Raw genomic sequence first — 26207 nt, forward strand, 5'->3', positions numbered from 1 at the left:
CATGACTCTGGCCATTGATGTCAGCGGTCTGAACAAACGCTTTGGCGATAAACATGTCGTTCGCGATTTGTCGTTACAGGTACGGCAAGGTGAGATCTTTGGCTTTCTCGGCCCCAATGGAAGCGGTAAGACCACCTCGATCCGCATGCTGTGTGGGTTGTTGACGCCCGACAGCGGCCAGGGGATCTGCCTGGGCTATGACGTGATCCGGCAAAGTGCCGACATCAAACGTCAGGTAGGTTATATGACCCAGAAATTCTCGCTGTGGGATGACCTGACCATTGCCGAAAATCTGGAATTCGTTGCCCGCATGTTCGGAATGCCCAACCGCCAACAGGCAGTTGACGCAGCATTGGTCGAGTTGGGGCTCGCTGGTCGGCGCAGCCAGCTGGCGGGCACGCTCTCTGGCGGCTGGAAGCAGCGGCTGTCGCTGGCCGCATGCCTATTGCACCGGCCACGACTGTTGCTGCTGGATGAGCCGACCGCCGGTGTCGACCCCAAAGCCCGTCGTGATTTCTGGGAGGAGATCCATCGACTGTCCGCAGCGGGTATCACCATTCTGGTATCGACCCACTACATGGATGAAGCCGAGCGCTGCCATCGGCTGGCTTATCTAGCATATGGCAGCCTGCTGGCGGCAGGCACGGCTGAGGAGGTGATCGCCGCCCAGCGGCTGCATACCTGGGTGGTGAATGGTGTGCATGATCCAGCGGTATCGTCTGCTTTACTTGCCTTGCCTGGTGTTGAGCAAGTGGCGACATTTGGTCTGACATTGCATGTCAGCGGGCAGGATGCTCGTCTACTGTCGGCGCAATTGGCGCAGTTCTGCCAGGCCCATGGCTTGAATCTGCAAGCGGCGCCCCCCTCACTGGAAGACGCATTCATCCATTTGATGCGAGATGCACGCGACCCATTTCAAGGATGAGCAACATGTTCAATCTGCGACGTATGGCTTGGCACCGTTGGCTGGGGATCGTGATCAAGGAATTCATCCAGATCCGGCGGGATCGACTGACCTTCGGCATGATCGTCGGCATTCCTTTGGTGCAGGTGGCGCTGTTTGGTTTTGCGATCAACAACGACCCCAGGCACCTACCCACCGTGGTCGTGATGGCCGAGCCCAGCCCTTTCTCCAGGGCGTACCTGGCAGCCATGCAAAACAGCAACTATTTCCATATTACTCACACTGTTGCAACCGAGCATGAAGCAGAGCAGGCATTGCGAAGAGGAGATGCACAATTTGTCATCACCTTCCCAGTGGGTTTTCAGCGCGCGCTGCTGCGTGGAGAGCGCCCAAGCATTCTGATGGAGGCCGATGCAACCGACCCGGTAGCGGCCAATGGGGCACTGGCTGTGCTGAATCAGCTGAACGAAGATGTCTTCACCCCGGATCTGCCGGGTTTTCGTCCTGCCATCAAACCCTTGATGGATGTCCGTGTCCATCGTCTTTACAACCCAGAAGGGGTGACCGCTCACAACATTGTGCCAGGGTTGATCGGTGTCATCCTGACCATGACCATGGTGCTGATGACCGGGCTGGCAATGACGCGTGAACGCGAACGGGGCACCTTTGAAAACCTGCTGGCCACCCCCGCCACCCCGATGGAGGTGATGACCGGCAAGATCATCCCCTACATCCTGATCGGGTTGGTGCAGGTGACACTGATCCTGCTTGCCGCCAAGTGGATCTTCAATGTGCCGATGCTGGGGAGCCTGGGTTTACTGTATACGGTGGTGGTGCTGTTCATCTGCGCCAACCTGACATTGGGGATCACCTTCAGCTCAGTAGCCAAAAACCAACTGCAAGCGATGCAGATGACCTTCTTTTTCTTCCTGCCGTCCATTCTGTTGTCGGGTTTCATGTTCCCGTTCCGGGGGATGCCGCAATGGGCGCAGGTGATCGGCAACTGCCTGCCGCTGACACATTTTCTGGTATTGGTGCGCGGCATATTATTGAAAGGAAACGATTTGCCACTGCTCTACCCGCATATCTGGCCGATCCTGCTGTTCATGTGTGTGGTGCTGGCGATCGGCTTGAAGACATTCCGCAAGACATTGGATTAGGCATCCACATGATGTGCTTTCATCCCAGTGAAAGCACTACTTGGTCAGAGATTCTCCGATTCGACAATTGGCGATGTTAGTATGTGCCGTACAACAAGAAGAGGAGAGCAGGTATGTCCGTACCGATGGAAGCCGTCTCGATGCTGTCCGCACCGCCCAGGCAGGTTGTACAGGCTGGCGCTCCTGTGGCGGGGCGATATGCAGGTTGGATCGATCATATCAACTGGCAAGGGCTGGCGGGGGAGTACCGCCGATCAGCGGTCTGGCGCAAGGTGCACCATAAACGGTGGCAATATGTCGCCATTGCCACTGAGCAATGCTTCATCGGCTTGGCGATTGTCGATGTGGGATGGACGAATACTGCATTTGCCTACTTATTTGACCGGCAATCGAAGCAGCTCATCGGTCAATTCTCTCAAGACGGTATCCCAGGGTTGACTGCCAAAGTCAGCAATAGACCCGGTGCGGGTACGTTGAGCTGGTTCAAACATACTCGCGGCGCCATGCGCTTTGAGCACCGGGGGGGCGCTCGTTATCAGTTGAGCCTGTGGACCAAGTCTGGCTTTCAGATCGATGCCGAAATCAGCCTGCATGATTCAGCAGCACCGCTACTGGCGATCGGCCCGATCACCCAAGGTGGGTGCGCTCACGCTACACAAAAGACCAGCGCACTGAAGGTCAATGGCGTTGCGCAGGCGGGTGGGCAACGCTTCGTACTGGATGCTGGCGTGGCCAGCCTGGACTACTCCAATGGACTGCTCGCCCGTGAAACCCAGTGGCGCTGGGCCTCTGCTCATGCGCCAGACATCGGATTCAATCTACAGCAGGGCTATTTTGGCAACCACGAAAACGTGTTATGGCTGGATGGACAGCTGATTCCACTGGGGCGGGCCGAGTTTGAATTCGATCCTCGCTACCCCATGATGCCATGGCAGGTACGCACAGATGATGGCTTGTTGGATCTGGTCTTTGAGCCCGAGGGCGCGCGCCAGGAGAGCAAGAACCTCATGATCGCAGCCAGCTACTATATTCAACCCATCGGGACATTCAGCGGCATCGTCAAAGCCCACCCTGATGCGCCAGGGCGTCAGGTCAACCAACTGGTTGGTGTCACGGAGGATCATCTATCTCGCTGGTAACCCAGTCAGTGCGGCATGTGTACGCGAAAGCCAATATGTTTGCGAACTGATACAAAAAAGTGTCCAATAATAAAGAACATGGCTTTTCCGTCTTCTTGGAGATTTATCATGGCTGGCGACACCCGTTTGGACAATGAAGCACTGATTGATGATCTGCGCGATGTACTGACCGATACAGAAGCGATGCTGAAAGAGGTGCAATCAGACACCAGCGAACAAGCGGCAGCGGTGCGGGAAAAGGTCATGGCCAATCTACGTAGCGCAAAAACCAAACTGCTGGAGGCCGAACGGCTGGTTGCCGAAAAAACCAAGGCCGCAGCCAAAGCCACCGACGAATATGTCCACGAGCACCCCTGGCAGGCGGTGGGCATCGCCGCTGGTGTGGGTTTTCTGTTAGGGCTGCTGGTTTCACGGCGCTGACCGGACGAATGCTGGACGCAGATCACGACAAAGCCGCGCCAGGCCCGTTGAAAGGCTTGGCGAACAGCACACTGGGGCTGCTGCACGTACACCTTGAGCTGTTCAGCCTGGAGCTTGAAGAAGAGCGAGAGCGGCTATTGAGAGCGCTGGTGCTGGGCTTGATCGGGGCCGGCGCATTGTTACTGTTCCTGGGGACATTGACGGTAGCCATCCTGGTGATGGTTCGCCCTGAATGGCGCATAGTCACCGCCTGCGGTTTGACCATCACCTACCTCGTATTGGGGGGGATCAGCCTACATCGCGCTTGGCGAACCTATGCCAACAGCCCCAGGCCCTTTGCGGCCACCTTGGACGAAATCAACAAGAACAGGAAGATCCTGTCGCGATGAGCACCGCAGCCAACCAGCACAAAATCCGCCAGACCCGCAAACTGTTGCTGCAGCTGCAAGCAGACGCCTATCGCCTGGAAATGGCCGCACACATCAAACAACTCCAGCGACCCTTCAAACAAGCCAACACCGCCAGCACCTGGATCAGCTGGCTGAAAAACCCACTCAAGCTACTACCCCTACTGGCCCCCATGGTCGGCCAGGGGCGTGTGACAAGCTGGCTGAAACTCCTGCCTATTGTATTAACCGCCTGGAAGATAGCAGGGGTACTCAGGAAATACTGCCAACGCTGACTGATCGTAGCGCATGGCTGTGGGAATTCTTTATTTGCAGCTTTGTGCAGACATTGCGTGGAGTTGGAACCATCACCGCATCCAGATCACCCAGCCCTTGTGCTGAGGGGCGCTTGGCTTGCTATATCGTTTGCGGGTGTTTTCAAAGGTCGGCATAGCGTGGTAACAGGTCTTGATCAACCAGTCGGATCTCGATGGCATTGGCGGTCTTGACGTGTTCTGCGTTCTCGCTGGAGAACGGCTCGTCAGTGACACTGACGATGATAGTACCGATCTGCTGGTCTTGACCCTTTTCATTTTTCCCCATGACCGGCACCAGCGCACGCGCCTCAGGCACCTGTTGTGCAGTCAATACCTTGGGTAGATAGAGCATCCAGCCAACGCCAGGGCGGTCTTTGAAAACGGCCTTCTCACCATAAAAAGCTGGTGCAGCAGATGCAAATAGCGGTTGCCAGATGTCAACCATTTTCAGCATGGTATTCAGTACACACTGATAATTTAAGAAATCACTTATGTCGGTTTCAAACCGAACATCGCTTGGTCGCTGGGTTTCCTGAATGAATAGATTGAGGCTGGCTCCACTTGTGCTGTCTTCACCATTCCACAATCCAAACCCACGCATCGGAAATATGTTTTTTTGTTTACGAAATTGTGCGGTAAGTACTGCCTCGATTGCTTTGGTTGGCCCATTTTCATCAAACGCCGAGTAACGCAAGGCATCTTCCTGACTATTGCCACCTAAATACCACTCAACCAGCTTGGGCGAGTACTGACTCAGGTGCTGTTGGAGCATGAAAGCGCAAGTGAGATCATCCGCAAGTACTGGTGGGTGTTCTAAGTCCACTCTAAACTGTGCAGTAAGTTCAATGTTCGGTGGTGGTGTTTTCATGGTTCATAGTGATGAGGTATGTCAGGGGCTATTCGCCGCAGGAGACTGGAGAAATAACGATGGCTGATCGGTTGTTGCCAGAACCATTCAAGACGAACAGGTGGCCTCGGTGATGCCGCGATGCTTTGGCTGCTGATTTCCCGCATCATTTCATTGATGTTATGTACCCACCACCGTTTTGGCCGACCATATTCATCAAAGAATTGATCATATGCGGCCTTGGCTTCTTTCAGCAGGCATTCCGCTGAGACAAAACCATCAAATCTGACACCACCGATATCCCATTCAATGATGAAGGTGGCACCATTTGACATGCCGCCGATGCGCACTTGATAGTCCACCCAAGGCTTCCGTTCCGGAAAATTTCGTTGGAACGGTTTACCTTGGTTAGGTGGGCATTCCTTGCACCGCTCTTGCTCTTTGGTCTTGGCATCGGTCTTGGCGATGGGGGAGGATTTGGCTTGTTCGGCCTCTTCTTGCCGCTTTCGCGCCTGCTCGATGGCGTCGCTCGCTGCCGCGCCGGTGGCGATGACCCCCAGGGCAATCAGGACGCGTGTTGCGACCAATTCAATGAATGGTAAGGCCAGGGCTGCCATCAGGCTTTCCTTTTCAGGTGTGCGTTGATCACGGCATCCAGGTCATCCAGCCGTTGTTCTGGGGTGGCGCCTGGTTTGCGTAGGTAGCTGTCCACCACGGGGTCGTCATGAATATGAGGGGCGTCGGTGGCCAGATACAGCAGGCGGATGATGTGTGGCGTGCTGGTGAAGCCTGCCTTGGTCGCATAATCGTGTGCCGCCTGCATGCGGGTCTGTACTGTTGTGCGGTCTGAATCAGGTCGCTGCGCCTGGAATTGTGCGGCGACCGCTGCTACGAATTGCCCTGCATCCAGGCGCTGTAGTGCTTGCCATTGTTCCAGATTCAGCTCAAGCATGCCGTCCTATCCATACGCGTTGCCCTTGGTGCATGAAATGCCACTCTTCGATCTCTCCAAATAGTGTTTCTCGTTGCGCTGGCTGCAGGATGTTGACCAATCCCGTCAAGACGCGTGGGTCCCAAAACCGTAGCAGTGCTTTGCGCCCGTCTGGCAATCGGGCATCCATCCGCAGCCGTAGCAGATCGGCCAGTCCATGTAGATCCGCGAGGGCGATCAGCCAGATGATGCCGGGGGTGGCTTGCTCAAAGTGGATGAGCTCGGCACGCTCGGATTCGTCAAGTTGCTGTGGGTCAATCAGCCAGGGGCCTGCGTGGGCCAGCGGAGCGTCAGGTGTGCCATCAAACAGCGCGATATGGCCTGGCCTCGGTGCCAATGGCTGGTTGAATTCGGTTTGGTATTGTGCGCCATCAACCAGTGCGTAGAGGAAAAGATATGGTCGCTGGGTCTGTAATGATTGCAGGCGTTGCAGGACGTCAAAGTTCATTCGCGGATCACCAAGGCGCTGCCACTTTGGGTGGCTTTAAGTAGGCAATCCAGGCAAAGACCCGAGTCTGTCGTGGTCGCGATGGCCTGTTTCGCGATGTCGGGTGGGGGGCCGCCTGTATCCTGCCCGAGTGTGGATGGGTTCCGCCAGCCGACCAGGGTTTGTGAGGCGATGAGTTTGGCACCGCATGCCGTTTCATCATTGTGCCGGGCGTAGCCATTGCCTTGCGGATCGAGATAGTCCGGCGAGCCGGTTGTGATGGGAAATACACCTTTGCACAGCGGGCAGACCACCATGTCGCCTACCCGGGCCATGGGCTTACCATTGATGTCACTGGTGGTGTCGGCGGTGATGACCGTTCCCCCATGTGTGGTTTTGTCACCCAATACGATCAGCGGGATCATTCCTTGCTCCCTATTTGAATGACAACAGTCTATAAGGGCAACTGCTATATCCCCAAATCTGCAATTCGAGGTGAATGGCGACGGTTAGATGTGGTGTTTTGTTAAGGGGAGGTGGTCAGGCCAATATGTGGAAGAGATGGTGGCGTGGGCCACCATCGATGCATTTCAGGTAGCTGCGGGCTGATGTGTCGCAAAGACTTCCTTGGCTGCATACAAGCCATTCAGGGCAGCTGGAAATCCTGCGTAGACCGCCATCTGCATGATGATCTCGACTATCTCTTCTTTGGTGCAACCGACATTCAGCGCACCTTGGATATGGACTTTCAGTTGCGGTGTGGCATTGCCCAGTGCTGTCAGGGCGGCTACTACGCCGATTTCCCTGGCTTTCAGTCCTAGCTGGGGGCGCGAATAGATGTCACCAAATGGAAATTCAATCAGATATCTGGCGAAATCAGGTGCTATATCAGCAAGGGATGCGATGACGCGCTCCCCTGCCTCACCATCTATTTCGCGTAACTTTGCCCACCCGCGCTCGTAGCGAGTGGTTTCAACCGGGTCTGGCGTTTGATTCATTTGGCCACCTTGGGGGCTGGCGCTGTCACGTTGTCGATGAGGGTCTGATAAGTTCGGATTTTCTCGTCAAGCATGCCAGCACACGTGGAAAGTTCATTGATCTTGGTGACCAGGCGCTGTTGATGGAGCTTGAGCATCGCAAGCCGCGATTCCAACGTTGTCTCGCCTTGCATCCGCAGTAAAGCGTATTGCTTGATCTCTGCAAGTGGCATGCCAGTGAGTTTGAGTCGAAGGACAAACTCCAACCACAGCACGTCGTTGCGGCAATACTGCCGATGGCCATTTTTTGCCCGCCGCACCGGTTGCAGAATGCCTTCTGTTTCATAGAAGCGCAGCGTGTGGGCTGACAGGCCGCTGAGCTTGGCAAGCTCGCTGATGGATAAGGTGTTGGTGGTCACGTTGCCCATGTTAGGACTTAGAGCTTACTCGAAGTCAAGCGGTGCATGCCAACATGCCCAGGTCTGTTCATTTACCGATGAAGGACGCTTGGGTTTTGTTTATGAATGCCGATGTGCCGATTCTGAAATCTTCCGTTGATGCCGCCAGGCCGAAGTAGTCCGCGCCCAGCTGGGCGGAGGCATCGATGGGCAGATCCAGCCCACGATGGAGCGCTTCCCATGTCAGCTTCACCGCTTGTGGGGATTGGGAGAGGATGTCCTGGAGCAAGGCATGGGTTTCGTCCATCAACCTGGTAAAGGGGACAACACGATTCACCAGCCCCATGGACAAAGCTTCCTCTGCAGTCACCAATCGGCCAGTCAGGAGCATGTCTGCCGCCCGGCCTTTGCCGATCAGCCTGGGTAGCCTGGTGGTGCCGCCAAACCCGGCGACTGCGCCAATCTTGACCTCTGGGTGGCCCAGCAGCGCGCCCGATGCTGCAACTCGCAGCATGCAGGCTTCAGCGATTTCCAGCCCGCCGCCCAAGGCGTGGCCATTGATGGCGGCAATGACTACCTTGCCGAGGTTCTCGATCTTGTGGGTCACCGTGGTGGCCATTTCCGCCAGCTCACGCACCTGTAATGCAGATGCACGATTGAGGAATTTGATATCCGCCCCGGCTGAAAACACCTTGTCGCCTACGGCGGTGATCACGACTGCATCGGCGTCGCCATCCGCTTTGGCTTGATCCAGGCAGCCCGCCAATTGCTGCAGTACATCCCTATTCATGGCGTTCAATGCATCTGGTCGATTGAGCGTAATGGTAGCGATGCGCTCTTTGACGCGATACGACACCCAACTCGTCTGTGACATCCGAATCTCCCTTGTCCAGCATGCTATGGGGCTCGGCGGGCAGCCGCCCGCCGGATCAAGTGTGTTTTCAAATGGTCTGTTTCGCTTCCTTCAGCCACAGCGACAGCATCATCAAGATCCACACCATTGTGCCGTAGTAGCCGGGGTGCTCGCGTACTTTGCTCATCATGTCATCGATGAATTCCGGGCGGATCAGATCATGGCGTTTCAAATCCGACAGGCTGTCATTGACCAGGGTCTGCAAGCCTGTGTGCTTGGTGAGCCAGGGGCCGAATGGGAGACCGAAGCCGTGTTTTTCCTTGGTGATGATCTCGGGTGGCAGGAAGTCACGCAGCGCTTCTTTGAAAAACCAGCGCAGCTGCTGCCCTTTGAGCTTCCAGCCTGGGTCGAGCTTGAGCGAGAACTGGGTCAGCTTGTCATGCAGCAAGGGGTAGGCGATATCGACGCCAGCCAGCTCGCAGGCCAGGTTGACTTTCACCAGGTCGTTGTCGGCCAAGGTGTATTTGAAATCCAGCCCCAGCATTTGGTTGATGAGGCTCTGGGCCTGGATGGCATCCCATGTCCGTTGTTGATGTTGGCCTGGGCCGCTGATGTTCACTTGGCCTAGGAAGTCGCGGGTGAAGATGTTGGCAGCGCCGAATCGCTCCAGCAGGTTGTAGGTTTCCAGCCGGGCCGGCATTGGCGTATTGGCTTGCTCGATATAGCTGCGGGCTTTGCCGATCAAGGGCAGGCTGGTGGGCAGGTTGAATGCCAGTGGCTCGATCAGCGATTTTTTCACTGCACGCGGCACGCGGCCCCAGACTTCGAACACATGTTGTTTGGCATAGCGGGCATTGCCGCCGAACAGCTCATCACCACCATCGCCGCCCAGCATGCGCTCGACCCCGTCCCGGTGGGCAAGCTGGGCACAGTAGAAGCCGGGCACCACCGATGAATTGCCGAATGGCTGGTCGGACGCCGCTGCAATGCGGGGAATGGCGTTGACGACATCGTCTGGCGTGACGTAGTACTCAGTGTGGCGGGTGCCGAAATGCTTGACGGCGATACGAGCGAATTCCATCTCATCGTAGCCTTCCGCCTCGAAGCCGATGGAGTAGGTCTTGGCAGGGCGGCCTTGCACGGCGGTCAGCATGCCGGCAATGGTGGAGCTGTCGGTGCCACCTGACAGGAAACAACCCGTTTCCGCACCGGCGGATGCTTCGCGCATGCTTTCCCGCAACAAGGCGGTGAAGGCTTCTTTCTGCTCGACGAATGATTGGCCGCCACTTTCGGTGAAGACCGGCTCCCAGTAACGCTTGCGGCGGCTGTCCCCATTCTGCCAGTGCAGGTATTCGCCAGGCTCCAGGCGGAACTGGTTGTGGTAGATGGTTTCCGGCCCTGGAACCATATGGAAATACAGGTAGTGATAGATGGCCTGCCGGTCGATGCTTGAGTTGGCTGCCGGGTGGGTATTCAGCGCCCATAGGCTGCTGGCGAAGATCAGCCCGTTGCCGGTCTCGCTGAAGCTCAATGGAATCGAGCCGAATCGGTCCACGGCCAGCAAAGCATGTTGCTTGTCGAGATCAACCAAAGCCAGGGCAAAGCTGTCTGCAAAATGACGCAGCACTGCCGGGCCTTCCTTGCGATATCCCTGGATCAGCGCGCCAGCATGTCCATGTTGCATGGCATAGGCGTGGAGATGGGAGTCGCTGATGCGTGGCCGACCAATGACCACCGCCCGGCAGCCGCCTTGCTGTGCGATCACGGGAGCGTGTTTCAAGCCTGTGCCGCCGAGCGCGCCATCTGGCATGGCCCAATTGCTGGGCTTGGCGCCTGGGAAGGGCGATAGGCGCCCCACCATGCGTGCCAGGGTGGTATCGGGCTCGGTCGTGGCGTGGCCAATCCAGCCGCAAAGTCCGGTCATAGTTTCCTCTAAACAGTTGATTGCGTGATACGTTGATGCTTCTTGTTCTGTCGGGCTTGGTTGAGGTGATTCGTAGCCATGCAATCACGTCAACGAAACCCTGGCATCTCAACCCGCCAAGTGGCCGGGATGCCAAGGCTGTTTGCAGCATGACTGTGTGGCGGTGATCTGGAAGGTGCTCAGTCTTCTGACTATCACTCGCCCATGCGCAAACAGCGCGTCATTGTCTGGTGTCACCGATCTCAGTGCCCGTGGCTGGTTGCGCCTTGCCTATACGCTTTGTCAGGTCGCGCAGATTCTTGACCACGGTCATTCCGCTTGCATACAGGGATGAGCGATATAGCGTAATGTGGTCGATCTCGCGGGCTTCCGTGGCCCATTCCAGCTGATCGGCGGATGCATTGGTGTAGAACTCGATCCGTTGAAAGCGGCCTGCGGCAAACTCATGCTGCAGCAAGGTATGGAGCAGCACGCGCCCCACCGCCAGCTCTTTGAGCTGTTCATCATAGGTGGTTTTCAACATGACCAGCATGCCATTGGCTGAAATGGCCAAGCGGGAGGCGACAACCCGCCCGCCCAACACCAGCTCATATACTTGTGCGCTGCCCACCGCCGCCAGCTTTTGCAGCACATCGTGGTAAAAGCGCCACTGCTGGCTGCCTGCGGTGATGGCGGTGCCTGCCCGCCCCTTCCAGCCTTTTGCCTCCAGCTCGCTGTAGCTGTCCAGCGCACCGGTCATAGCCTGCGGAGCAGTGTGGATGCGTAACGAGAAGGGCTCACCCGTGCTTTCGATGCGGTGCTGATAGCGCTTGATATTGTTACGCAGCTTTTTAGGACGAGCTGCCCAGTAGGTGTCGAAAGAGTCGGCCAAGGTGATGGCCATGGTCGTGGCGGCATGCTGGCGCGACTCGACTGGGCTGGTCTCGCCTTGGCAGGGGCTGAACATCGGGTCCTGTGCCATCCAGTCGATGAAGATGGGAAAGCCCGGCAAGGCTTTGAACAGACTCATCCGCTCTGCATAGGCCTGTTTGTTCAACATCAGTGGCGCTGCTTGTAACTGGGGCGGCAAAAAGCTGGTCCAGCCCTGGCCACGGTATGGCTGTGTCAGCAGCAGGCCGCCTGTAGGGCGGTGCACCATCAATAGCACTTTTTCATCACCATAGTGTTGCAGCAGGCTGTGGACGAAGGTATGGCAGAACATGGGGTGGCTGTTATAAAGCCTGGCATTCCATGCATCCCACTCCACTTGGTAGCGGTCGAATTCAGCGAGGGCGGACTCAAGCAGCCAGTCATTGATCATCAGGACAAACCTTTGTTTGAATGCATGATCTGGGACAATTGGGTTGCCATCCAATCCAGTTCATCATGTCGGATCGACTGGTGGCAAGGCAATTGTAGCAAGCCAATACCATAACGTTGACTGACTTCACATGAAGATTCTGCCAGCTCGTCCCAGCGCCAGATGGGCAGGCGGGCCTGCTTCAGTGCTGGGAAGTAGCGCTTGGGTTCGTCGAGCAGCAGGGGAAACATATAGGGAACGACCCCGTCCGGCAGGGCCGGAAACAGCGGGCGCACGCCGGGTATATCGTTGACGATGTGCAGCCACTGCTTGTATATCGAACGTCGTCTACTGATGAGGGCTGGATAGTCCGTGTGGCGCAACACCCAGCGCGAGCTATGCAGGCCACGTTGCCGGGGCAGGCCCTGCCGGGCATCTACCTGGATACGCTGTGGGGGTAGCGTTTGGGCAGAGTTGCCGATGGCTTGTAGGCTGGGCGGACGCACCAGCCACTTCAGTATGGGCAGGTGTCCATGTTGGGCTGATTGTTGAAGCAGGTCATATACGGAGCGCAACTCCGCACCCATGCCGGGGCGTGGGAGATCGACCGGACTCTCAGGTGCATGGTTGATCAGCAATAGGCCACCGTCCCGGCCAGGAACGAATTTGCGTGTACTGGCAATTGCGTAATCTCCAGTCTGGCCAAGAGGTTGACCATTCTGCTCACTCAGCAGCGCATGTGCGCAGTCTTCGATCAAGTAGGCATTGGCCGCTTTGATACGGCTGGCAAGGGTTGGCAGTGCCGGTTGCGGGAAGCCGAAATAGTGCGGTACCAGCACCGCAGCGATGTCGCCGCCTTGCAGCGTTTGCTCCAGATCGGCCAGATCGGGCTGCAGATCAGGCTGTAGCCGATAAAAACGTGCCTGCCTACCCGCTGCATGCACCGGGGTGACCATGGTCGGGCAATGAAAGGCGGGCAGCAGGATGGCGCCAGGGCGCGGCAGATGGCGGGCAATCCATTCCAAAGCGGTACGACCGGCATTCAAAAAGACTGCCTGATCGGAAAAAAAGGGGCCGGCTGGGAGTCGATGGCGGATCAAAGCCGGGTCGAATACCGGCAGCACGGAAACCTTGGGCGAAGGGTAATCGCGAAAAGGGTCCAGGCGGATGAACTCGACGTGGCAGTCGGCCAATGCCGTCATACCAGAACCTCGATCGGCTCGGCATGGCTCAAGAAGCGGGTTGGGCTGGCGGTATAGCCATAGGCACCGGATTGGAATACCACGACCAGATCGCCGATCTCAGCCTCGGGCAGCGTCATTTTGTCTCCCAGCAGATCAAGTGGGGTGCACAGCGGCCCAACGACCGATGCGGGTGCTGCATCGTCTTGCCCCATGCGGTTGCCGATGGCAACGGGGTAATTCTTGCGAATGACCTGTCCGAAATTGCCGGAGGCAGACAGGTGATGGTGCAGGCCGCCATCGGTCACCAGATAGGTGTGGCCACGCGATACCTTTTTGTCGGTGATGCGGCAGACATAGATGCCCGCCTCACCGACCAGATACCGCCCCAGCTCGATGATGATGGCTGCGCCGCCCAGTCGGGCTTTGACATCAGGCAGCTTTTGCGCCAGGTTGTCCGCGATCGGCCCGAGGTCGAGTCGGTTTTCACCTGGGAAATAAGGAATGCCAAAGCCGCCACCGATGTTGAGTGCTTTGACCGGGCTGGGCGCCTGCGCTGCCAGGCGCAGGCCCAGTTCGAACGTGAGATCATGCGCTTCGACGATCGATTCTGGCTTCAGGTTCTGTGAGCCGCTGAAGATGTGAAAGCCTTCGAAATCCAGCCCCAGTGCGCCAATCCGTGTCAATACAGCCGGGACGCGCTCCGCATCGATACCGAACTGTTTTGGCCCGCCCCCCATCTTCATACCAGAGGATTTCAACTCGAAGTCTGGATTGACGCGCACAGCCACCTTGGGGCGAAGCCCTAGCGTATGACCAAGCGTGGCAACGCGTTCCAGCTCGGTTTCTGATTCGAGATTGATCACGATGCCAGCGGCGATGGCCTGGGTCAGCTCCTGCTCCCCTTTGCCGGGGCCGGCGAAGCTGATATTGGCTGGCAGCATCCCCGTGTCCAGCGCAACCCGCAGCTCACGTCCGGAAGCCACATCCAATCCATCGACCAAGCCCGCCATGTGCTGTACCACGGCAGGCATCGGGTTGGCCTTCATGGCGTAATGCAGCTCGATCTCTGCGGGCAGCGCTGCACGCAACGCTTGGACACGCGCTGTCAGCAAGCGCCGGTCGTAGGCATAGAACGGAGTTTGCCCGACCCGAGCCGCCAGCCTGGGTAGGGGGATGCCGCCGATGACCAAGCTCTGGTCTACGACGGGAAACAGGATCGGAGCATGGGTAGGTTTGCTTGCAGTCATGGTGATCTCAAACGACAACAACAGTGGGCAATGGCCGGGTATCCGGCCATATGTTCAATTCAGCTGGCTCACGCCAGATCCATCATGCATCGAATAGCGACGCGAGCTCATTGGCGAGCTGCTTACGATCGATCTTGCCATTGGGGTTGCGTGGCAGGCTGCCGGTGCGCGACTCGATGTGATGCGGCACCATGAATGCTGGCAGCTGTTTTTTGCAGGCCATTTGCAAAGCTTCTTTTTCCAGCATTTCGCCTGTTTTGGGAGTGGCCACAACCACGATGGCCTGCCCTAGCTGCGGATGGCTGACCCCGAATGCGGCACATTCCCCGACCAGATCGGTGCCGTACAGGACTTCCTCCACCTCGGTTGGGCTGACCCGATAACCCGAAGTCTTGATCATCTCGTCGCGGCGGCTGATGAAATACAGAAATCCTGCCTCATCTTTCCTGACCGTATCCCCGGACCAGACCGCGATTTCCGGCATGACCAGGCCAGGCTGCTGGGCTGGAATCGGCTTGAAACGCTCGGCGGTCTTGGCTGTGTCGTTCCAATAGCCCATTGAGACATGGACACCCCGATGCACCAACTCCCCTGGCTCGTTGGGGGCGCAAGGGGTGCCGTCCTCACGCAAGACCATGATCTCTGCATTTGGAATGGCCTTGCCCATCGAATCGGGACGGTGGTCTACCTCACTAGGGGGCAGATAGGTGGATCGGAAGGCTTCCGTCAGACCATACATCAAATAGGGTAGCGTATTGGGCAATGATTTGCGAAGTGTGGCCAGTGTTGCGGAGGGCATATGCCCGCCAGAATTGGTGAAATAGCGCAGATGCTGTACTGCCTCGGCAGGCCATTCCAGTTGCGCCAGCTGCACCCATAGCGGGGGCACACATGCCAGACCGGTGATGCGCTCCCTGGCGCATGCATTCACGATGTCACGTGGTAGCAGATAATTCATCAGCACTACCCGCGCACCGGTCAGAAACGCGGTGGTGAGCTGATTCATGCCGTAATCGAACGACAAGGGCAGCACCGACAAAATGCGATCAGCCGAGGTGATATTCAGGTAATCAGCAACCGAGGCAGCACCTGCCACAATGTTCCGATGCGACAGCACCACCCCTTTGGGTTTGCCCGTGCTGCCCGATGTATACAGGATGGCAGCCATGTCGCCATCGATTACCTGGTGAGGGGGGACGGTGCCCGCCGTATCAAGCAGTGCTTGCCAGTCCAAAAGCTGGACACCCGCGAGCGGAGCCGTATCTGCTTTCAGCCCGGTCACGATGATGGTCTTGAGATCATGGCAATGCGTCAGCACTTCGCGTAACGTCACCAAGCGATCAGCAGACGTGACCAGCACACGCACATTGCAGTCCTGCAGGATATGCCCCACCTGCTCTGCCTTCAACAACGGGTTGACCGGCACATAAACCCCGCCCGCTGCGGCTGCCCCAAACATACCGATGACCGCCTCAAAACGCTTTTCCAGATAGATGGCGACCCGCTCTGATTTGGCGAGATCCTGCGCCAGCACACCGTTGGCAAACTGCGCAACTTGCCGGGCAAGGGTTGCATAGTCCAACACCTGGTTTTGATAGGCCAGTGCCGCTTGATCGGGTGATGTGGTCGCTGTAGCCAGAATGAGTTCGTGTACGAGTGTGGGCATGATGCTCATGGGTCGTGTTGTTGGGTAGCGGGTTGATTGTCCGCATTCTTTCCTGTCTGTCGCATGTGCTTCCAGCGCTTGGCCCCGAAATGGGCTGCAGCATGGATCAGACCTTTCAATGATCGCGGATTGTAAGCAATGATGCCCCAACGTTCGCGTCGATGCGACATCCAATCTTGTTTGTAGGGCTCATCCCCTGTTAAATAGTCAATCATTTCAACATGATCTCGATCTATCACATATTCCATGATCATGGCGGTCAGGATCGAGCCGACGGACAATTTACTGAATCGTTCATCATAAGCCAGCTTGTAGATGAGCGCCTGTTTGTCATGAACGATCCAAAGCTGGGCGGCAGCGGGTTCATCATCGACATAGGCCACACCGGCTCTCAGCCAACCCTGTTCGGCGCAGGTCTTGAAAAGCCCAGGCATGAACTCCTGGTAAGGCTCCGGCACTTTCCAGCTGGCATTGTAGATACGGATATAGTCGGCAATGATGCGATCCAGATCCGGGCCGTTTTCGATGATCTCGAACCGTGCATTGCCTGCTTGGTCCAGCGCTTTCTTTTTGCGCTTCAGTGTGTTTTTCAGTTTTGAGGGCAGGGATTCATAATATTCGCTGTAGCGCCGACCGTTGAGCTCCAAATACCAGTTACCGAAGCAGAAGTATTCATCGACCCACCAGCCATTGTTTTCCAGTGCGTTTTTGAGCAGGGTATAACAAGGGCTTTCGCGATCCAGCGGGTGGAGATCTAGCAGATCGACCTGTTCCTGGCCTGCCAGCGACAACATGGCGTCAAACAGGGCTTGATTCGGCTGGCCTGAATAGGCGGGGCCGAACAGACAGCTGTAATAATTCTGTGCACCAATCAGCATCGACGGTTTCAAAGGTAATTCACTTTGCTTGCGCAGCATGACCAGCGCAGCCTGTGCATCCCGTCCAGAGGCGGTCAGGAGCCTCAAATTGGCAGAGGGGCCTTCGACAGCAGCGAGGTAGTTGCGAAACCAGGGCAAGCTGTAAAACACACTTTGTTGGCCAGCGGCTGAAAATGCATTTACCAACACATCAGGCAGGAATTTCAGCGTGTTGAAACATCTGATATCCATTATGTGTTTATCCCAATGCTGCTGCGTGATGTATTGTTTCTTAAGGTTAGGTTGGGGTTTGTCTGCATATTCGTTCTGAATTTACATATTGCCGATATGGTATATGCTGGCGGATTTCCATGCTTTCTGGCATCATAAGCATATACGATTACAAGTATGTTGTTGTCATTTTATTGTGTCAATAGGGCGATCTGCTGGTAATGCTAGTGAAGATCTCTCGATGCTGCTGTTACAATCCCCGTTTATTCGTTTTGTAGTTGCACCCACGGCTTGATGCAATTTCAGGCTGTGTCGAAATCGGAGATTACTGAACATGTCGTCGCTTGCTGCCATTAAGGCAATTTTGGCTGATACCCTGCAATTGGGCGGGCGTATCGATGCATTTGATCTTGATACCCCTCTGTTGGGTAGCATCCCGGAGTTGGATTCGATTGCCGTCATCAATTTGATCACCGCCATGGAAGAACAATTCGGTTTCACGGTATCCGATGACGAAATCAGCGCGGACACCTTTTCCTCGGTGGGCAGCTTGGTTGCTTTCGTGGACGCCAAGACCTGAGCCTGATTCCTGTCGTGACACATCCGTTCCAACCCTTCTTCCTTGAGACGCCCTCAGGGCCTCGGTTCTGTGTGCATTATCCGCCACTTGGCACGATAAGGGGCGCCATTTTGTATGTGCACCCTTTTGCTGAGGAGATGCACAAGGCCCGCCGCATGGCAGCCGAGATGGCGCGCCGTTTTGCCAGCAATGGCTGGGCGGTGCTCTGTGTCGATCTTGGGGGGTGTGGCGATAGTGCAGGGGATTTTGGTGATGCCAGTTGGGCCGGGTGGCAGGCGGATATGCAAGCTGCCGCTCAATGGCTGAAGGCGCGCCATGGCGTGCCACTGACGGTATGGGGGCTACGGCTGGGGGCGTTGCTGGCGGCTGATCTCGCCATGCGGGATGAAGCTTGCCAGCGCCTGTTGTTGTGGTCGCCGGCCACCAATGGCGAGCAGTTCCTGATCCAGTTTCTGCGCTTGAAGGTGGCCAACCAGATGCTTGCTGGTAATGGCGATGGTGCAATGAGCACCACCCAACTCCGGCAGCAGCTGGATGCTGGTCAGGCGCTGGAGGTGGCGGGTTATGGGTTGTCACCGCAGCTGGCTTTGCCATTGGCGAGTACCAAGCTGGCTGATGTGCAGCGTGCCGGTCTGGTGGTGGATTGGTTTGAGATGCAGTCCGCACCTGATCGACCAGCCCCGCCTGTGGCCGAAAAGCTGGCCCAGTCCTGGCGAGACAAAGGAGCGGTTGTCCGCCTGCATGGTGTGGTGGGTGAGAGTTTCTGGAATACCCAAGAGATTACCGATGTGCCTGCGCTCTGGGATCAGACACTGCATGCCCTGGAGCAAAGCAAAAATGAGGCCGTTGCGCCAGTGGTCATGAATGACGCTGGGCGTGGCGGTAGTGAGTCCGCCCGGTTGTCCTCACGAGTGGTTGAGCAGGCGCTGACGCTCTCTTGTCAGGGGGAATCATTGCCCGCGCTGCTGGCTGCCTCGGATCAGGCCGGTGAGGTAGGGGTGTTGATCGTCGTGGGCGGGCCGCAGTATCGTGCAGGGAGTCATCGGCAATTTACGCTGCTAGGCCGTGCCCTGGCTGAGTCTGGCATCCCGTCATTGCGTTTTGACTACCGTGGAATGGGTGATGCTACCGGCCCATTGCATATGTTCGAGCAAGTGACTGATGATCTGAGAACAGCCGTGGATGCCCTGTTCGAGCGGCAGCCAGGCTTGCGTAAGGTGGTGATCTGGGGCTTGTGTGATGCGGCAGCGGCAGCCCTGTTCTATGCTTGGCGTGATCGGCGTGTCAGTGGCTTGGTGCTGTTGAACCCTTGGGTGCGGACAGAGGCGGGGTTGGCGCAGGCGATGGTGAAGCATTACTACCGCCAACGCTTGCTGAGCAAGGATTTCTGGCTGAAATTGTTCAAAGGCGGGGTCAATGTGGGTGGCTCGATTCGCGAGCTGCTGCAAAAGATCAGCGCTGCCCGGCAGGTGACAGCCGCAGCACCCACCACTCACCAGCCCGATATCGATGCATCATTACCCCTGCCTGCTCGCATGGCAGAGGGGTTGGCGCGGTTCAAAGGGCGGGTGCTGTTCATTCTATCGGGTGATGATCTGACTGCTGCTGAATTTCGCGAGGCGGTCAATGCTTCGCCTCACTGGCAATCCCTGCTGCGGGCGGCCAATGTGCAGACGAAAGCGTTCGACGAAGCCAACCATACCTTCTCCCGTCGGGCGTGGCGTGAGACGGTCGAGCAATGGACAATAGACTGGATACGTGAATGAGTCGCCGTGTACTGCTGATTGCCTACCATTACCCACCGCTGCGCGGCTCCAGTGGTATTCAACGTGCATTGCGATTCTCACAGTATCTGACGGAGTTTGGTTGGGAACCGATTGTCCTGACCGCCCACCCGCGTGCCTACCCAGACAAATCAGATGACCTGATGGTGGATGTGCCACCGGGCGTCATCGTCGAGCGCGCATTTGCGTTGGATACGTCACGGCATCTGTCGCTGGCTGGTCGCTACCCCCGCGCGTTTGCGCTACCTGACCGCTGGGTGACCTGGTGGCTGGGTGCAGTGCCGGCAGGTATGCGCCTGATCAAGCGCTATCAGCCTGCTGCCATCTGGTCAACCTACCCCATTGCCACTGCGCATAAAATTGGTGCGACATTGCAGGCCAGAACCGGCTTGCCCTGGATTGCTGACTTCCGCGATCCGATGGCGCAAGATGGCTACCCAGAGGACCCAACTGTCTGGAACGCCTTCAAACAGCTGGAGATGCGTGCGTTCAAACAATGCCGCTTCGCCACCTTTACATCGCCAGGGGCGATCCAGACCTATCGGGAAACTTACCCGGATCTGCCCGGTAATAAGCTGGTGCTGCTTGAAAACGGTTACGATGAAGAAGTGTTCGCCCGCGCTGCGGGACAGCCTGTCACGCCCGCAGACAAAGGTGGGCGGCGCATTCTGCTGCATAGCGGGATCGTGTATTCAATGGAGCGCGACCCGACACAGCTGTTCATGGCCTTGGGCCAACTGAAGCGGGCGGGGGAGCCACTGATATCGCAATTGCTGATCCGCCTGCGGGCAACGGGGAACGATGCTCGTCTGCAGGAGATGGCAGCCAGGGAAGGGATCACCGACCTGATCGAGTTGGCCCCACCCATTCCCTATGCGGATGCGCTGAGCGAGATGCTGAATACGGATGGCCTGCTGGTGCTGCAGGGGGCATCCTGCAACGGGCAAATCCCAGCCAAGGCTTATGAATATCTTCGTGCCCGACGACCGATATTGGCATTGACCGACCCCGTCGGGGATACGGCAGATGTCATCCGCCGAGCGGGCATCAATACCATTGCCCCACTCGACAATGTGGATGCCATCAAGGCGGCGTTAAGACAATTCATGTCGTTGTTGGTGGCAGACCAGGCACCCTACGCCTCCGAGGCGGCCATTCAAGCGGCATCACGCAGGGGGCGGACTGAACAATTTGCCCGCTTATTGGATGCGGCAACCCAAGTTTCCTGATTCTGGAGTGCTGTACATGCTGAACCGTCTATGTATGGTGGCTTTGCTGCTTGGATTATCCACTGTGGCACAAGCTGAGATCGATATGACAGACTGCGATCCGGTGCCGCCGCCTGTGCCAGGCTCATTCGGCCCCTTTGATTACACCGACCCCGTCCATCGCGCCAAATCCCCGCTGGTGGAGAATGCCCATTTCACCCCACAGGTTGAAGCCCTGACGCGTGGGCAGACCGGGCAGGCTGTCATGCCTGATATCCAATATACCTTGACCAAGTATCCGAATCACCCACGCGCTTTGCAGTCTTTGATCCGGTTGGGGATGCGTGAAAAGACCGACCGTCCGGCTGGCGCGGCGCGTACCGTCACCTGCTTTCTGAAGCGGGCGGTGGCGTTTGCACCCAAGGATCTGGTGCCGAGAATGCTGCTGGCCAGAAACCTGTCGCTGCGAGGTAAAGATGACGAGGCGATGAAGGTACTGAAAGAGGCGGAAGAATTGGCTCCTGAGGATGCCAATCTGGCGTATAACATGGGTTTGTTGTATACGGACAGAAAGCAATATGACAAAGCCCTGACCTATGCCCACAAAGCTTATCTGGCGGGCTTTCCCTTGCCAGGGTTGCGGGACAGGCTGAAAAAAGCCGGACAATGGACCGAGCCCGTTCCCAAACCTGCCGAACAGACCAAACCTGCGCAAAGCGTGGAGCAGGCCAAGCCAGCCACACCCACCGCTGATGCGGACAAGGTTGAGGCACCGGTGGCACCTGCATCGGCGGACACGGGGCCAACAACCGCAAAGCCCCCTGTCCAGTGAAACATCTCTTTTTGGTTGCATGGTGTGGGCTGGTAATTGCCACCGCGCAAGCGGCCCAGATCAAGGCGGACCCGAATACCTATCTGGATCGTTTACGCCAACTGAAGCCTGGTGATGAATTGCAACTGGCCCCTGGTACCTATACCAAAGGGCTGCCGATCTTGAGTCTGGTGGGTGATGCTCAACGCAGGATCGTGATATCCGGTGCTGGGCCAAACAAAACACGTTTGGTCGCTCAGCCCTTTCGAAATACCGTCAGTATTGTCGATGCTGCCTATGTCACGATCCGCAATCTATTGCTGGATGGTCAGGGCATGCCGGCTGATGGTATTCGGGCAGAGGGCCATGCCCATTGGGCGCATCACATCACCATTGAAAATGTGGCGATTGTGAACCATGGTGCGAATCAGGGCTATGTCGGGATCTCCACCAAATGCCCGGCCTGGGGATGGGTGATCCGCAACAACCGGATCGTGGGGGCGGGTACGGGGATGTACCTGGGTAATTCCGATGGTCGTGCGCCGTTTGTCAACGGGTTGATCGAGGAAAACCTGATTGTCGGTTCATTGGGTTATAACCTGCAGATCAAACACCAGGCACCACGCCCCAGTCTGCCGGACATGCCAACGGGGGACAATGTCACCATCATCCGCCGGAATGTGTTGGTTAAGGCCGTCAACAGCAGCCGAGGGAAGGATGCCCGCCCCAGCATGCTGGTTGGGCACTGGCCGCTACAAGGCCCTGGGCAGTATGATCGCTACGATATCTACGGCAACCTGTTCTATGGCAACCCGAGCGAGGCCCTTTTCCAAGGTGAGGGGAATCTGGCGCTGTATAACAACCTGTTCGTCAACCCAACAGGGGATGCCATCAACATCCAGCCGCACAATGATGTACCCAAGCAGGTGGCGGTATTCCATAACACGGTGCTGGCGATGGGCAATGGCATCAATCTGCGGAATGGGTTGCTTGGAACGGAATACCGGCAATACATTCAACGCAATGCCATTTTCGCGACCTACCCAGTCCGTGGTGGTGAGCAGGCTCATAATGTGATCGGAGATTGGGCGGCGGCGAAGAAATATCTGTCTGCCCCAACAGGCAAGCCTGGCAAGCTCAGGCTCGATCCGCTGCCGGGCATGCTGCTGTTGAACGAGCCCACTCCGGCGTGGATGAGTGGGTTGACCGAGTCGGATATGGACTATGACGCACGCCCGTCGCACCACGACTATGTGGGTGCATATGCGGAAACCGCACGCTGGCCTTTGGGTTTACGTCATCACCAGATTGTCGATGTATCGTCATCAGGAGATAAAAAGCCATGAGCAAGAAGCCCTCCATCTTGTCCATGTTTGGTTATCGAGGCATGGCGGTCTTGTTTGCCCTACTGGCAGCAGGTGGCATGTGGCAGCACCCGTTTGCGGTAATGCTGCTGATATTGATGCTGATCCAGGCGGGGTTGCAATGGCGTTGGCCGATGATCTGGCTGACGTCGGTGCCTGCTCTCATGCCTGTGCTGGATTGGTCGCCCTGGAGCGGGTGGCTGCTTTGGCAAGAGTTTGATCTGTTCATGCTCGCCGTACTGGCGATAGGGTATTGGCAAGCGCCCACACAGCAGCGGGGAGGGCGCTTTTCTTCGCTCTCGGGTGGGCTGGTGGCGATATTCACACTGTCCTGGCTGTCTTCCCTGTCGATGGGGGGAATGGACGCAGGAAAGGAGCTGGCCGGAGAGCTGGGCTCATTGGGTATGGGTAACGTGTTGCGATCAGCCAAGGGCTATGCGCTGGCTTTCTGCCTGCTGCCGCTGATCAGGCGGGCCTGGGCCGAGCGGGATGTCGCGCTGTGGCGGTATTTCCTGCCGGGCGCAACCATCGGGCTGGCCTTGGCATCCTTGGCGGTGGTGGTGGAACGTTGGTTGTTCCCGGGTTTGACCGACTTCGCCAGCGACTATCGGGCAGTCGGCCCCTTCTTCGAGATGTATGCTGGTGGTGCGGCGTTGGATTGTTTCCTTTCCGCCTTGCTCCCCTTGTCTGTCTGGGTGGTGGTGCGACGTAAGCTCGATATGACCGCTGGAGTGGTCGCACTGGTGCTGTTGATTGCTACCTATGCAGCCTTGACCAGCTTCTCGCGTGGTGTATATCTGGCCTACCTCCTCAGCGCCGTGGTGCTGGCGCTGACCATGATCCGGCGCGACAGCACCGGGCCCGGTGTGGGCTGGTCATTGCTATGGGTGTTGCTTGGTGGATATGGCCTATTGTTGGTCTTCCAGAATGGCGGATATCGCACCTTGGCCGCCGCCGTACTGGCGATGATGGCGGCCTTGACCTTGGCGCCGACGCGCTGGGCAGATCGCCGTGGCGTGGTGGCATTACTGGCCGCCTGTGTTGGCATGGTGTTGCTGGTGCCAGCCATGGCACTGCTGTTGCCCAAGGGTGCCTATCTGGCCACGGTATTGGCCGCCGCACTGGCCCTGGTCGGCGCAGGCTTGAGCTGGAGAGCAGGCAAGGAACAGAGCCATCTGTTGCAGTGGGCGGGGCTGGTCGGCCTGTCGTTGGCGGTACCCTTGGTGGCAAGACACTGGCGTCAAGATGATGGCTGGTGGCCAGTCATGGGCTGGGCTGGCTATGTCTGGTTGACCGTGGCCATTGCTCGGTTTGCGGGCTGGTGGCGCCCTGCGCCCATCGGGTTGGCCATGCCGGTCGGGTTACTGCTGATTCTGGCCCTGATCATCCCTGTGATGGGCAACTATTACATGGGCACCCGTTTCAGCCAGGTCGGTAAAGATCTACAAGGCCGCGAACAGCACTGGAGCGATGTGCTGGCATTGGTCAGCACCCCTAGGGGCGTGATGTTTGGCGACGGCAAAGGCCGTTTCATCGATGACTATTATTGGCACAACCGCAAGAGCGAATCCCCTGGGGCATTTGCCATTCGGGATGAGGCGGGGCGCTATCTGAAGCTGGTCGCGCCACGCTACATCGGTGGGTTTGGCGATGTGGTGCGGGTGGGGCAGCGTGTCAGCGTGGGTAGCGGCCAAGGGCTGACCTTATCGGCCATGGCCCGCAGCAGCGAGCCGGGCGGTATTCTGCACGCAACGGTTTGCGACAAATGGTTGCTGTACCCTTTCAATTGCCTGTACGCCCAGGTCAACAGTATCGGTACACAATGGCAACCAATCACGGTCGAGCTGAAAGGCAACCGGGTATTGGACCAATGGTCATGGCTGAGGCCGACGGTGCTCTCCCTGGCGACCAACAATACCAATGACAGCCGTAGCATCGATATCAGCGATATCCGGCTGACCGATGGTCAGGGCCGCTCGTTGCTGAGCAATGGTGATTTCAAGCAGGGGTTGGCGCACTGGTCCTACACCAGCGATCGGCATCACTTGCCCTGGCATGCCAAGAATATGTGGCTGCACGTCTACTTCGAACAAGGGCTGATCGGCGTATTGATATTCAGTACCTTGATTCTGGCCGCGCTGGTGGCCCTGCGTGACAAGATGCGGCGTGGTGACGAACTGGCGCCGTTGTTGATGGCCGCGATTATCGCGGCCTGTGCAGTTGGGCTATTTGACAGCCTGCTGGATTTCACCCGGATCGAGTGCCTGGTCTTCTTATTGCTGTGGCTATCGCTGATGCGGAGCGATACGCGGCCTGTCAAGGCTTCGCCACCTTCTCGCGGATCAGCTCGTCGATGAATTTGGCTGGAATGGCGTAGCTGATCCCTGATGGTGCCGAGAGCGCAGCCTCTTTGGTGCCTTTGACAAACACCATATTGATGATGCCGATGACTTTGCCCGTGTCAGGGTCAAAGACCGGGCTGCCGCTGTTGCCAGGGTAGGCGGTGGCATCCAGCTGCAGAATATTGAAACTGCCTTGTTTCAGTCGATTGACCACGCGCGGGTCGAGCTGTCTGGAGTTCATTGCTGGCAGCACAATGGGCGAAATGGCCGACACATAGCCCAGGTGTGTGGCTGGATGCAGCCCCAGCGCCATGCCGATCGGGTAGCCAGTGAACGCAATCCGTTGTCCTTCTCTGATGCTGTCCGAATCACCCAATGCCAAGGTGGGCAGGCCACTGCCGGCAATTTTGATGACCGCCAGATCATGCGATGGGTCTTGTACCAGCACCGTGCCCTCGCGAAATATCGTGCGATCGTCCTGGCGGATCACGATACCCAGCTTTTCCTGCTGATCACTGGCGACAACCCGTGGGATCACATGGGAATTGGTGATGATCGTGTTGCCATCGGCCACCACAAAGCCGGTGCCCATGATGCTGAGCGGTGGCTGGCGGGTAGGGTTGTGTGTGCCGATCGCGACGATGCTGGGTTTGATCTTATCGATGATGTCTGGCAGACCATTGCCCCACGTCAAGGTTGGCACACACGCGCACAAAGCACCCAAAAGCAGCGTGCGGCGTATATGGCGGTGGCGTGTCATGAACCTTCTCCTGTTTCAGGGTGTCGTACAGGGGCAGTATAAACGAAAGGTCTACATCAAACGCAGTCGAAACCAGGTTCTGTTGACATGGCCGCGTGGTCTGTATTGAATCGAGTCTGGGCGGCGTCCATGTTGGCGCTTGCTGAATTCG

27 protein-coding genes are annotated in these 26207 nt (G+C 57.2%); 12 read left to right on the forward strand and 15 right to left on the reverse strand.

The features are described from left to right. The first annotated feature begins 1 nt into the window (after position 1). From HNQ59_RS07695 to HNQ59_RS07720, 6 genes are all read left to right on the forward strand, one after another. Positions 2-925, forward strand: coding sequence for an ABC transporter ATP-binding protein (locus HNQ59_RS07695; RefSeq protein ID WP_184037363.1), 924 nt, complete (start codon positions 2-4; stop codon positions 923-925). Between the two features lie 5 nt (positions 926-930). Then, on the forward strand, positions 931-2064 hold the full coding sequence (locus HNQ59_RS07700; RefSeq protein ID WP_184037366.1) for an ABC transporter permease: 1134 nt from the start codon (positions 931-933) through the stop codon (positions 2062-2064). Positions 2065-2177: 113 nt separating this feature from the next. Further along, on the forward strand, positions 2178-3203 hold the full coding sequence (locus HNQ59_RS07705; protein WP_184037369.1) for a DUF2804 domain-containing protein: 1026 nt from the start codon (positions 2178-2180) through the stop codon (positions 3201-3203). A gap of 108 nt (positions 3204-3311) precedes the next feature. Beyond that, entirely contained in the window at positions 3312-3623 is a 312-nt protein-coding gene (locus HNQ59_RS07710) for an ElaB/YgaM/YqjD family protein (RefSeq protein WP_184037372.1), read from the forward strand. Positions 3624-3631: 8 nt separating this feature from the next. Continuing rightward, positions 3632-4012, forward strand: a complete 381-nt coding sequence (locus HNQ59_RS07715) for a phage holin family protein (RefSeq protein ID WP_184037375.1) — start codon at positions 3632-3634, stop codon at positions 4010-4012. After that, positions 4009-4305: a hypothetical protein gene (locus HNQ59_RS07720; protein WP_184037378.1), complete on the forward strand. Its 297-nt coding sequence runs from the start codon at positions 4009-4011 to the stop codon at positions 4303-4305. The genes HNQ59_RS07715 and HNQ59_RS07720 overlap by 4 nt, the downstream gene beginning before the upstream one ends. Positions 4306-4447: 142 nt before the next feature. Here the strand turns inward: HNQ59_RS07720 and HNQ59_RS07725 are convergent, their stop codons facing one another. The 14 genes from HNQ59_RS07725 to HNQ59_RS07790 all read right to left on the reverse strand — a co-directional run bounded on the left by HNQ59_RS07725 (position 4448) and on the right by HNQ59_RS07790 (position 17228). Beyond that, positions 4448-5194: an immunity 52 family protein gene (locus HNQ59_RS07725; protein ID WP_184037380.1), complete on the reverse strand. Its 747-nt coding sequence runs from the start codon at positions 5192-5194 to the stop codon at positions 4448-4450. Continuing rightward, the gene (locus HNQ59_RS07730) at positions 5191-5790 is read right to left on the reverse strand and encodes a Tox-REase-5 domain-containing protein (protein WP_184037383.1); all 600 of its coding nucleotides are present in this window, start codon (positions 5788-5790) and stop codon (positions 5191-5193) included. The genes HNQ59_RS07725 and HNQ59_RS07730 overlap by 4 nt, the downstream gene beginning before the upstream one ends. Then, positions 5790-6125, reverse strand: coding sequence for a hypothetical protein (locus HNQ59_RS07735; RefSeq protein WP_184037386.1), 336 nt, complete (start codon positions 6123-6125; stop codon positions 5790-5792). The genes HNQ59_RS07730 and HNQ59_RS07735 overlap by 1 nt, the downstream gene beginning before the upstream one ends. Continuing rightward, on the reverse strand, positions 6118-6612 hold the full coding sequence (locus HNQ59_RS07740) for a DUF4123 domain-containing protein (RefSeq protein ID WP_184037389.1): 495 nt from the start codon (positions 6610-6612) through the stop codon (positions 6118-6120). The genes HNQ59_RS07735 and HNQ59_RS07740 overlap by 8 nt, the downstream gene beginning before the upstream one ends. After that, complete coding sequence (locus HNQ59_RS07745; protein ID WP_184037392.1) at positions 6609-7016, reverse strand: PAAR domain-containing protein; 408 nt, start codon at positions 7014-7016, stop codon at positions 6609-6611. Before HNQ59_RS07745 ends, HNQ59_RS07740 begins: the two co-directional genes overlap by 4 nt. A gap of 165 nt (positions 7017-7181) precedes the next feature. Further along, on the reverse strand, positions 7182-7589 hold the full coding sequence (locus HNQ59_RS07750; RefSeq protein ID WP_184037394.1) for a carboxymuconolactone decarboxylase family protein: 408 nt from the start codon (positions 7587-7589) through the stop codon (positions 7182-7184). Continuing rightward, positions 7586-7996: a MerR family transcriptional regulator gene (locus HNQ59_RS07755; protein WP_184037397.1), complete on the reverse strand. Its 411-nt coding sequence runs from the start codon at positions 7994-7996 to the stop codon at positions 7586-7588. The genes HNQ59_RS07750 and HNQ59_RS07755 overlap by 4 nt, the downstream gene beginning before the upstream one ends. Before the next feature lie 58 nt (positions 7997-8054). Then, entirely contained in the window at positions 8055-8840 is a 786-nt protein-coding gene (locus HNQ59_RS07760) for an enoyl-CoA hydratase/isomerase family protein (protein ID WP_184037400.1), read from the reverse strand. A 67-nt stretch (positions 8841-8907) separates the two neighbouring features. Next, positions 8908-10743 (reverse strand): asparagine synthetase B family protein, encoded by a 1836-nt coding sequence (locus HNQ59_RS07765; protein ID WP_184037403.1) that lies wholly within the window; start codon positions 10741-10743, stop codon positions 8908-8910. Between the two features lie 220 nt (positions 10744-10963). Then, positions 10964-12043 (reverse strand): GNAT family N-acetyltransferase, encoded by a 1080-nt coding sequence (locus HNQ59_RS07770; protein ID WP_184037406.1) that lies wholly within the window; start codon positions 12041-12043, stop codon positions 10964-10966. Beyond that, positions 12043-13224, reverse strand: coding sequence for a DegT/DnrJ/EryC1/StrS family aminotransferase (locus HNQ59_RS07775; protein WP_184037407.1), 1182 nt, complete (start codon positions 13222-13224; stop codon positions 12043-12045). The genes HNQ59_RS07770 and HNQ59_RS07775 overlap by 1 nt, the downstream gene beginning before the upstream one ends. Then, on the reverse strand, positions 13221-14453 hold the full coding sequence (locus HNQ59_RS07780) for a pyridoxal-dependent decarboxylase, exosortase A system-associated (RefSeq protein WP_184037410.1): 1233 nt from the start codon (positions 14451-14453) through the stop codon (positions 13221-13223). Before HNQ59_RS07780 ends, HNQ59_RS07775 begins: the two co-directional genes overlap by 4 nt. 82 nt (positions 14454-14535) lie before the next feature. Then, a complete protein-coding gene (locus HNQ59_RS07785) occupies positions 14536-16119 on the reverse strand; it encodes an acyl-CoA ligase (AMP-forming), exosortase A system-associated (RefSeq protein WP_184037411.1) in 1584 nt (527 codons plus the stop codon). Between the two features lie 5 nt (positions 16120-16124). Next, a complete protein-coding gene (locus HNQ59_RS07790; RefSeq protein WP_184037414.1) occupies positions 16125-17228 on the reverse strand; it encodes a GNAT family N-acetyltransferase in 1104 nt (367 codons plus the stop codon). Between the two features lie 313 nt (positions 17229-17541). Here HNQ59_RS07790 and HNQ59_RS07795 point away from each other — a divergent pair, with 313 nt between their 5' ends. From HNQ59_RS07795 to HNQ59_RS07825, 6 genes are read left to right on the forward strand one after another with little or no spacing between them, the layout of a single operon-like run. Beyond that, positions 17542-17787, forward strand: coding sequence for an acyl carrier protein (locus HNQ59_RS07795; protein ID WP_184037417.1), 246 nt, complete (start codon positions 17542-17544; stop codon positions 17785-17787). A gap of 14 nt (positions 17788-17801) precedes the next feature. Further along, positions 17802-19553 carry a hydrolase 1, exosortase A system-associated gene (locus tag HNQ59_RS19605; RefSeq protein ID WP_343074217.1) on the forward strand — a complete coding sequence of 584 codons (1752 nt, stop codon included), beginning with the start codon at positions 17802-17804 and terminating at the stop codon, positions 19551-19553. Beyond that, entirely contained in the window at positions 19550-20800 is a 1251-nt protein-coding gene (locus tag HNQ59_RS07810) for a glycosyltransferase family protein (RefSeq protein WP_184037420.1), read from the forward strand. Before HNQ59_RS19605 ends, HNQ59_RS07810 begins: the two co-directional genes overlap by 4 nt. A gap of 16 nt (positions 20801-20816) precedes the next feature. Further along, entirely contained in the window at positions 20817-21611 is a 795-nt protein-coding gene (locus HNQ59_RS07815) for a tetratricopeptide repeat protein (protein ID WP_184037423.1), read from the forward strand. Then, positions 21608-22936 carry a right-handed parallel beta-helix repeat-containing protein gene (locus tag HNQ59_RS07820; protein WP_184037425.1) on the forward strand — a complete coding sequence of 443 codons (1329 nt, stop codon included), beginning with the start codon at positions 21608-21610 and terminating at the stop codon, positions 22934-22936. The genes HNQ59_RS07815 and HNQ59_RS07820 overlap by 4 nt, the downstream gene beginning before the upstream one ends. Next, positions 22933-25311 carry a hypothetical protein gene (locus tag HNQ59_RS07825; RefSeq protein ID WP_184037428.1) on the forward strand — a complete coding sequence of 793 codons (2379 nt, stop codon included), beginning with the start codon at positions 22933-22935 and terminating at the stop codon, positions 25309-25311. The genes HNQ59_RS07820 and HNQ59_RS07825 overlap by 4 nt, the downstream gene beginning before the upstream one ends. Here the strand turns inward: HNQ59_RS07825 and HNQ59_RS07830 are convergent. Continuing rightward, the gene (locus HNQ59_RS07830) at positions 25271-26056 is read right to left on the reverse strand and encodes a S1C family serine protease (RefSeq protein ID WP_184037431.1); all 786 of its coding nucleotides are present in this window, start codon (positions 26054-26056) and stop codon (positions 25271-25273) included. The two genes, HNQ59_RS07825 and HNQ59_RS07830, sit on opposite strands and share 41 nt — an antisense overlap. Positions 26057-26207: the final 151 nt, after the last annotated feature.

It is taken from the genome of Chitinivorax tropicus (assembly GCF_014202905.1).
Lineage (GTDB): Bacteria > Pseudomonadota > Gammaproteobacteria > Burkholderiales > SCOH01 > Chitinivorax > Chitinivorax tropicus.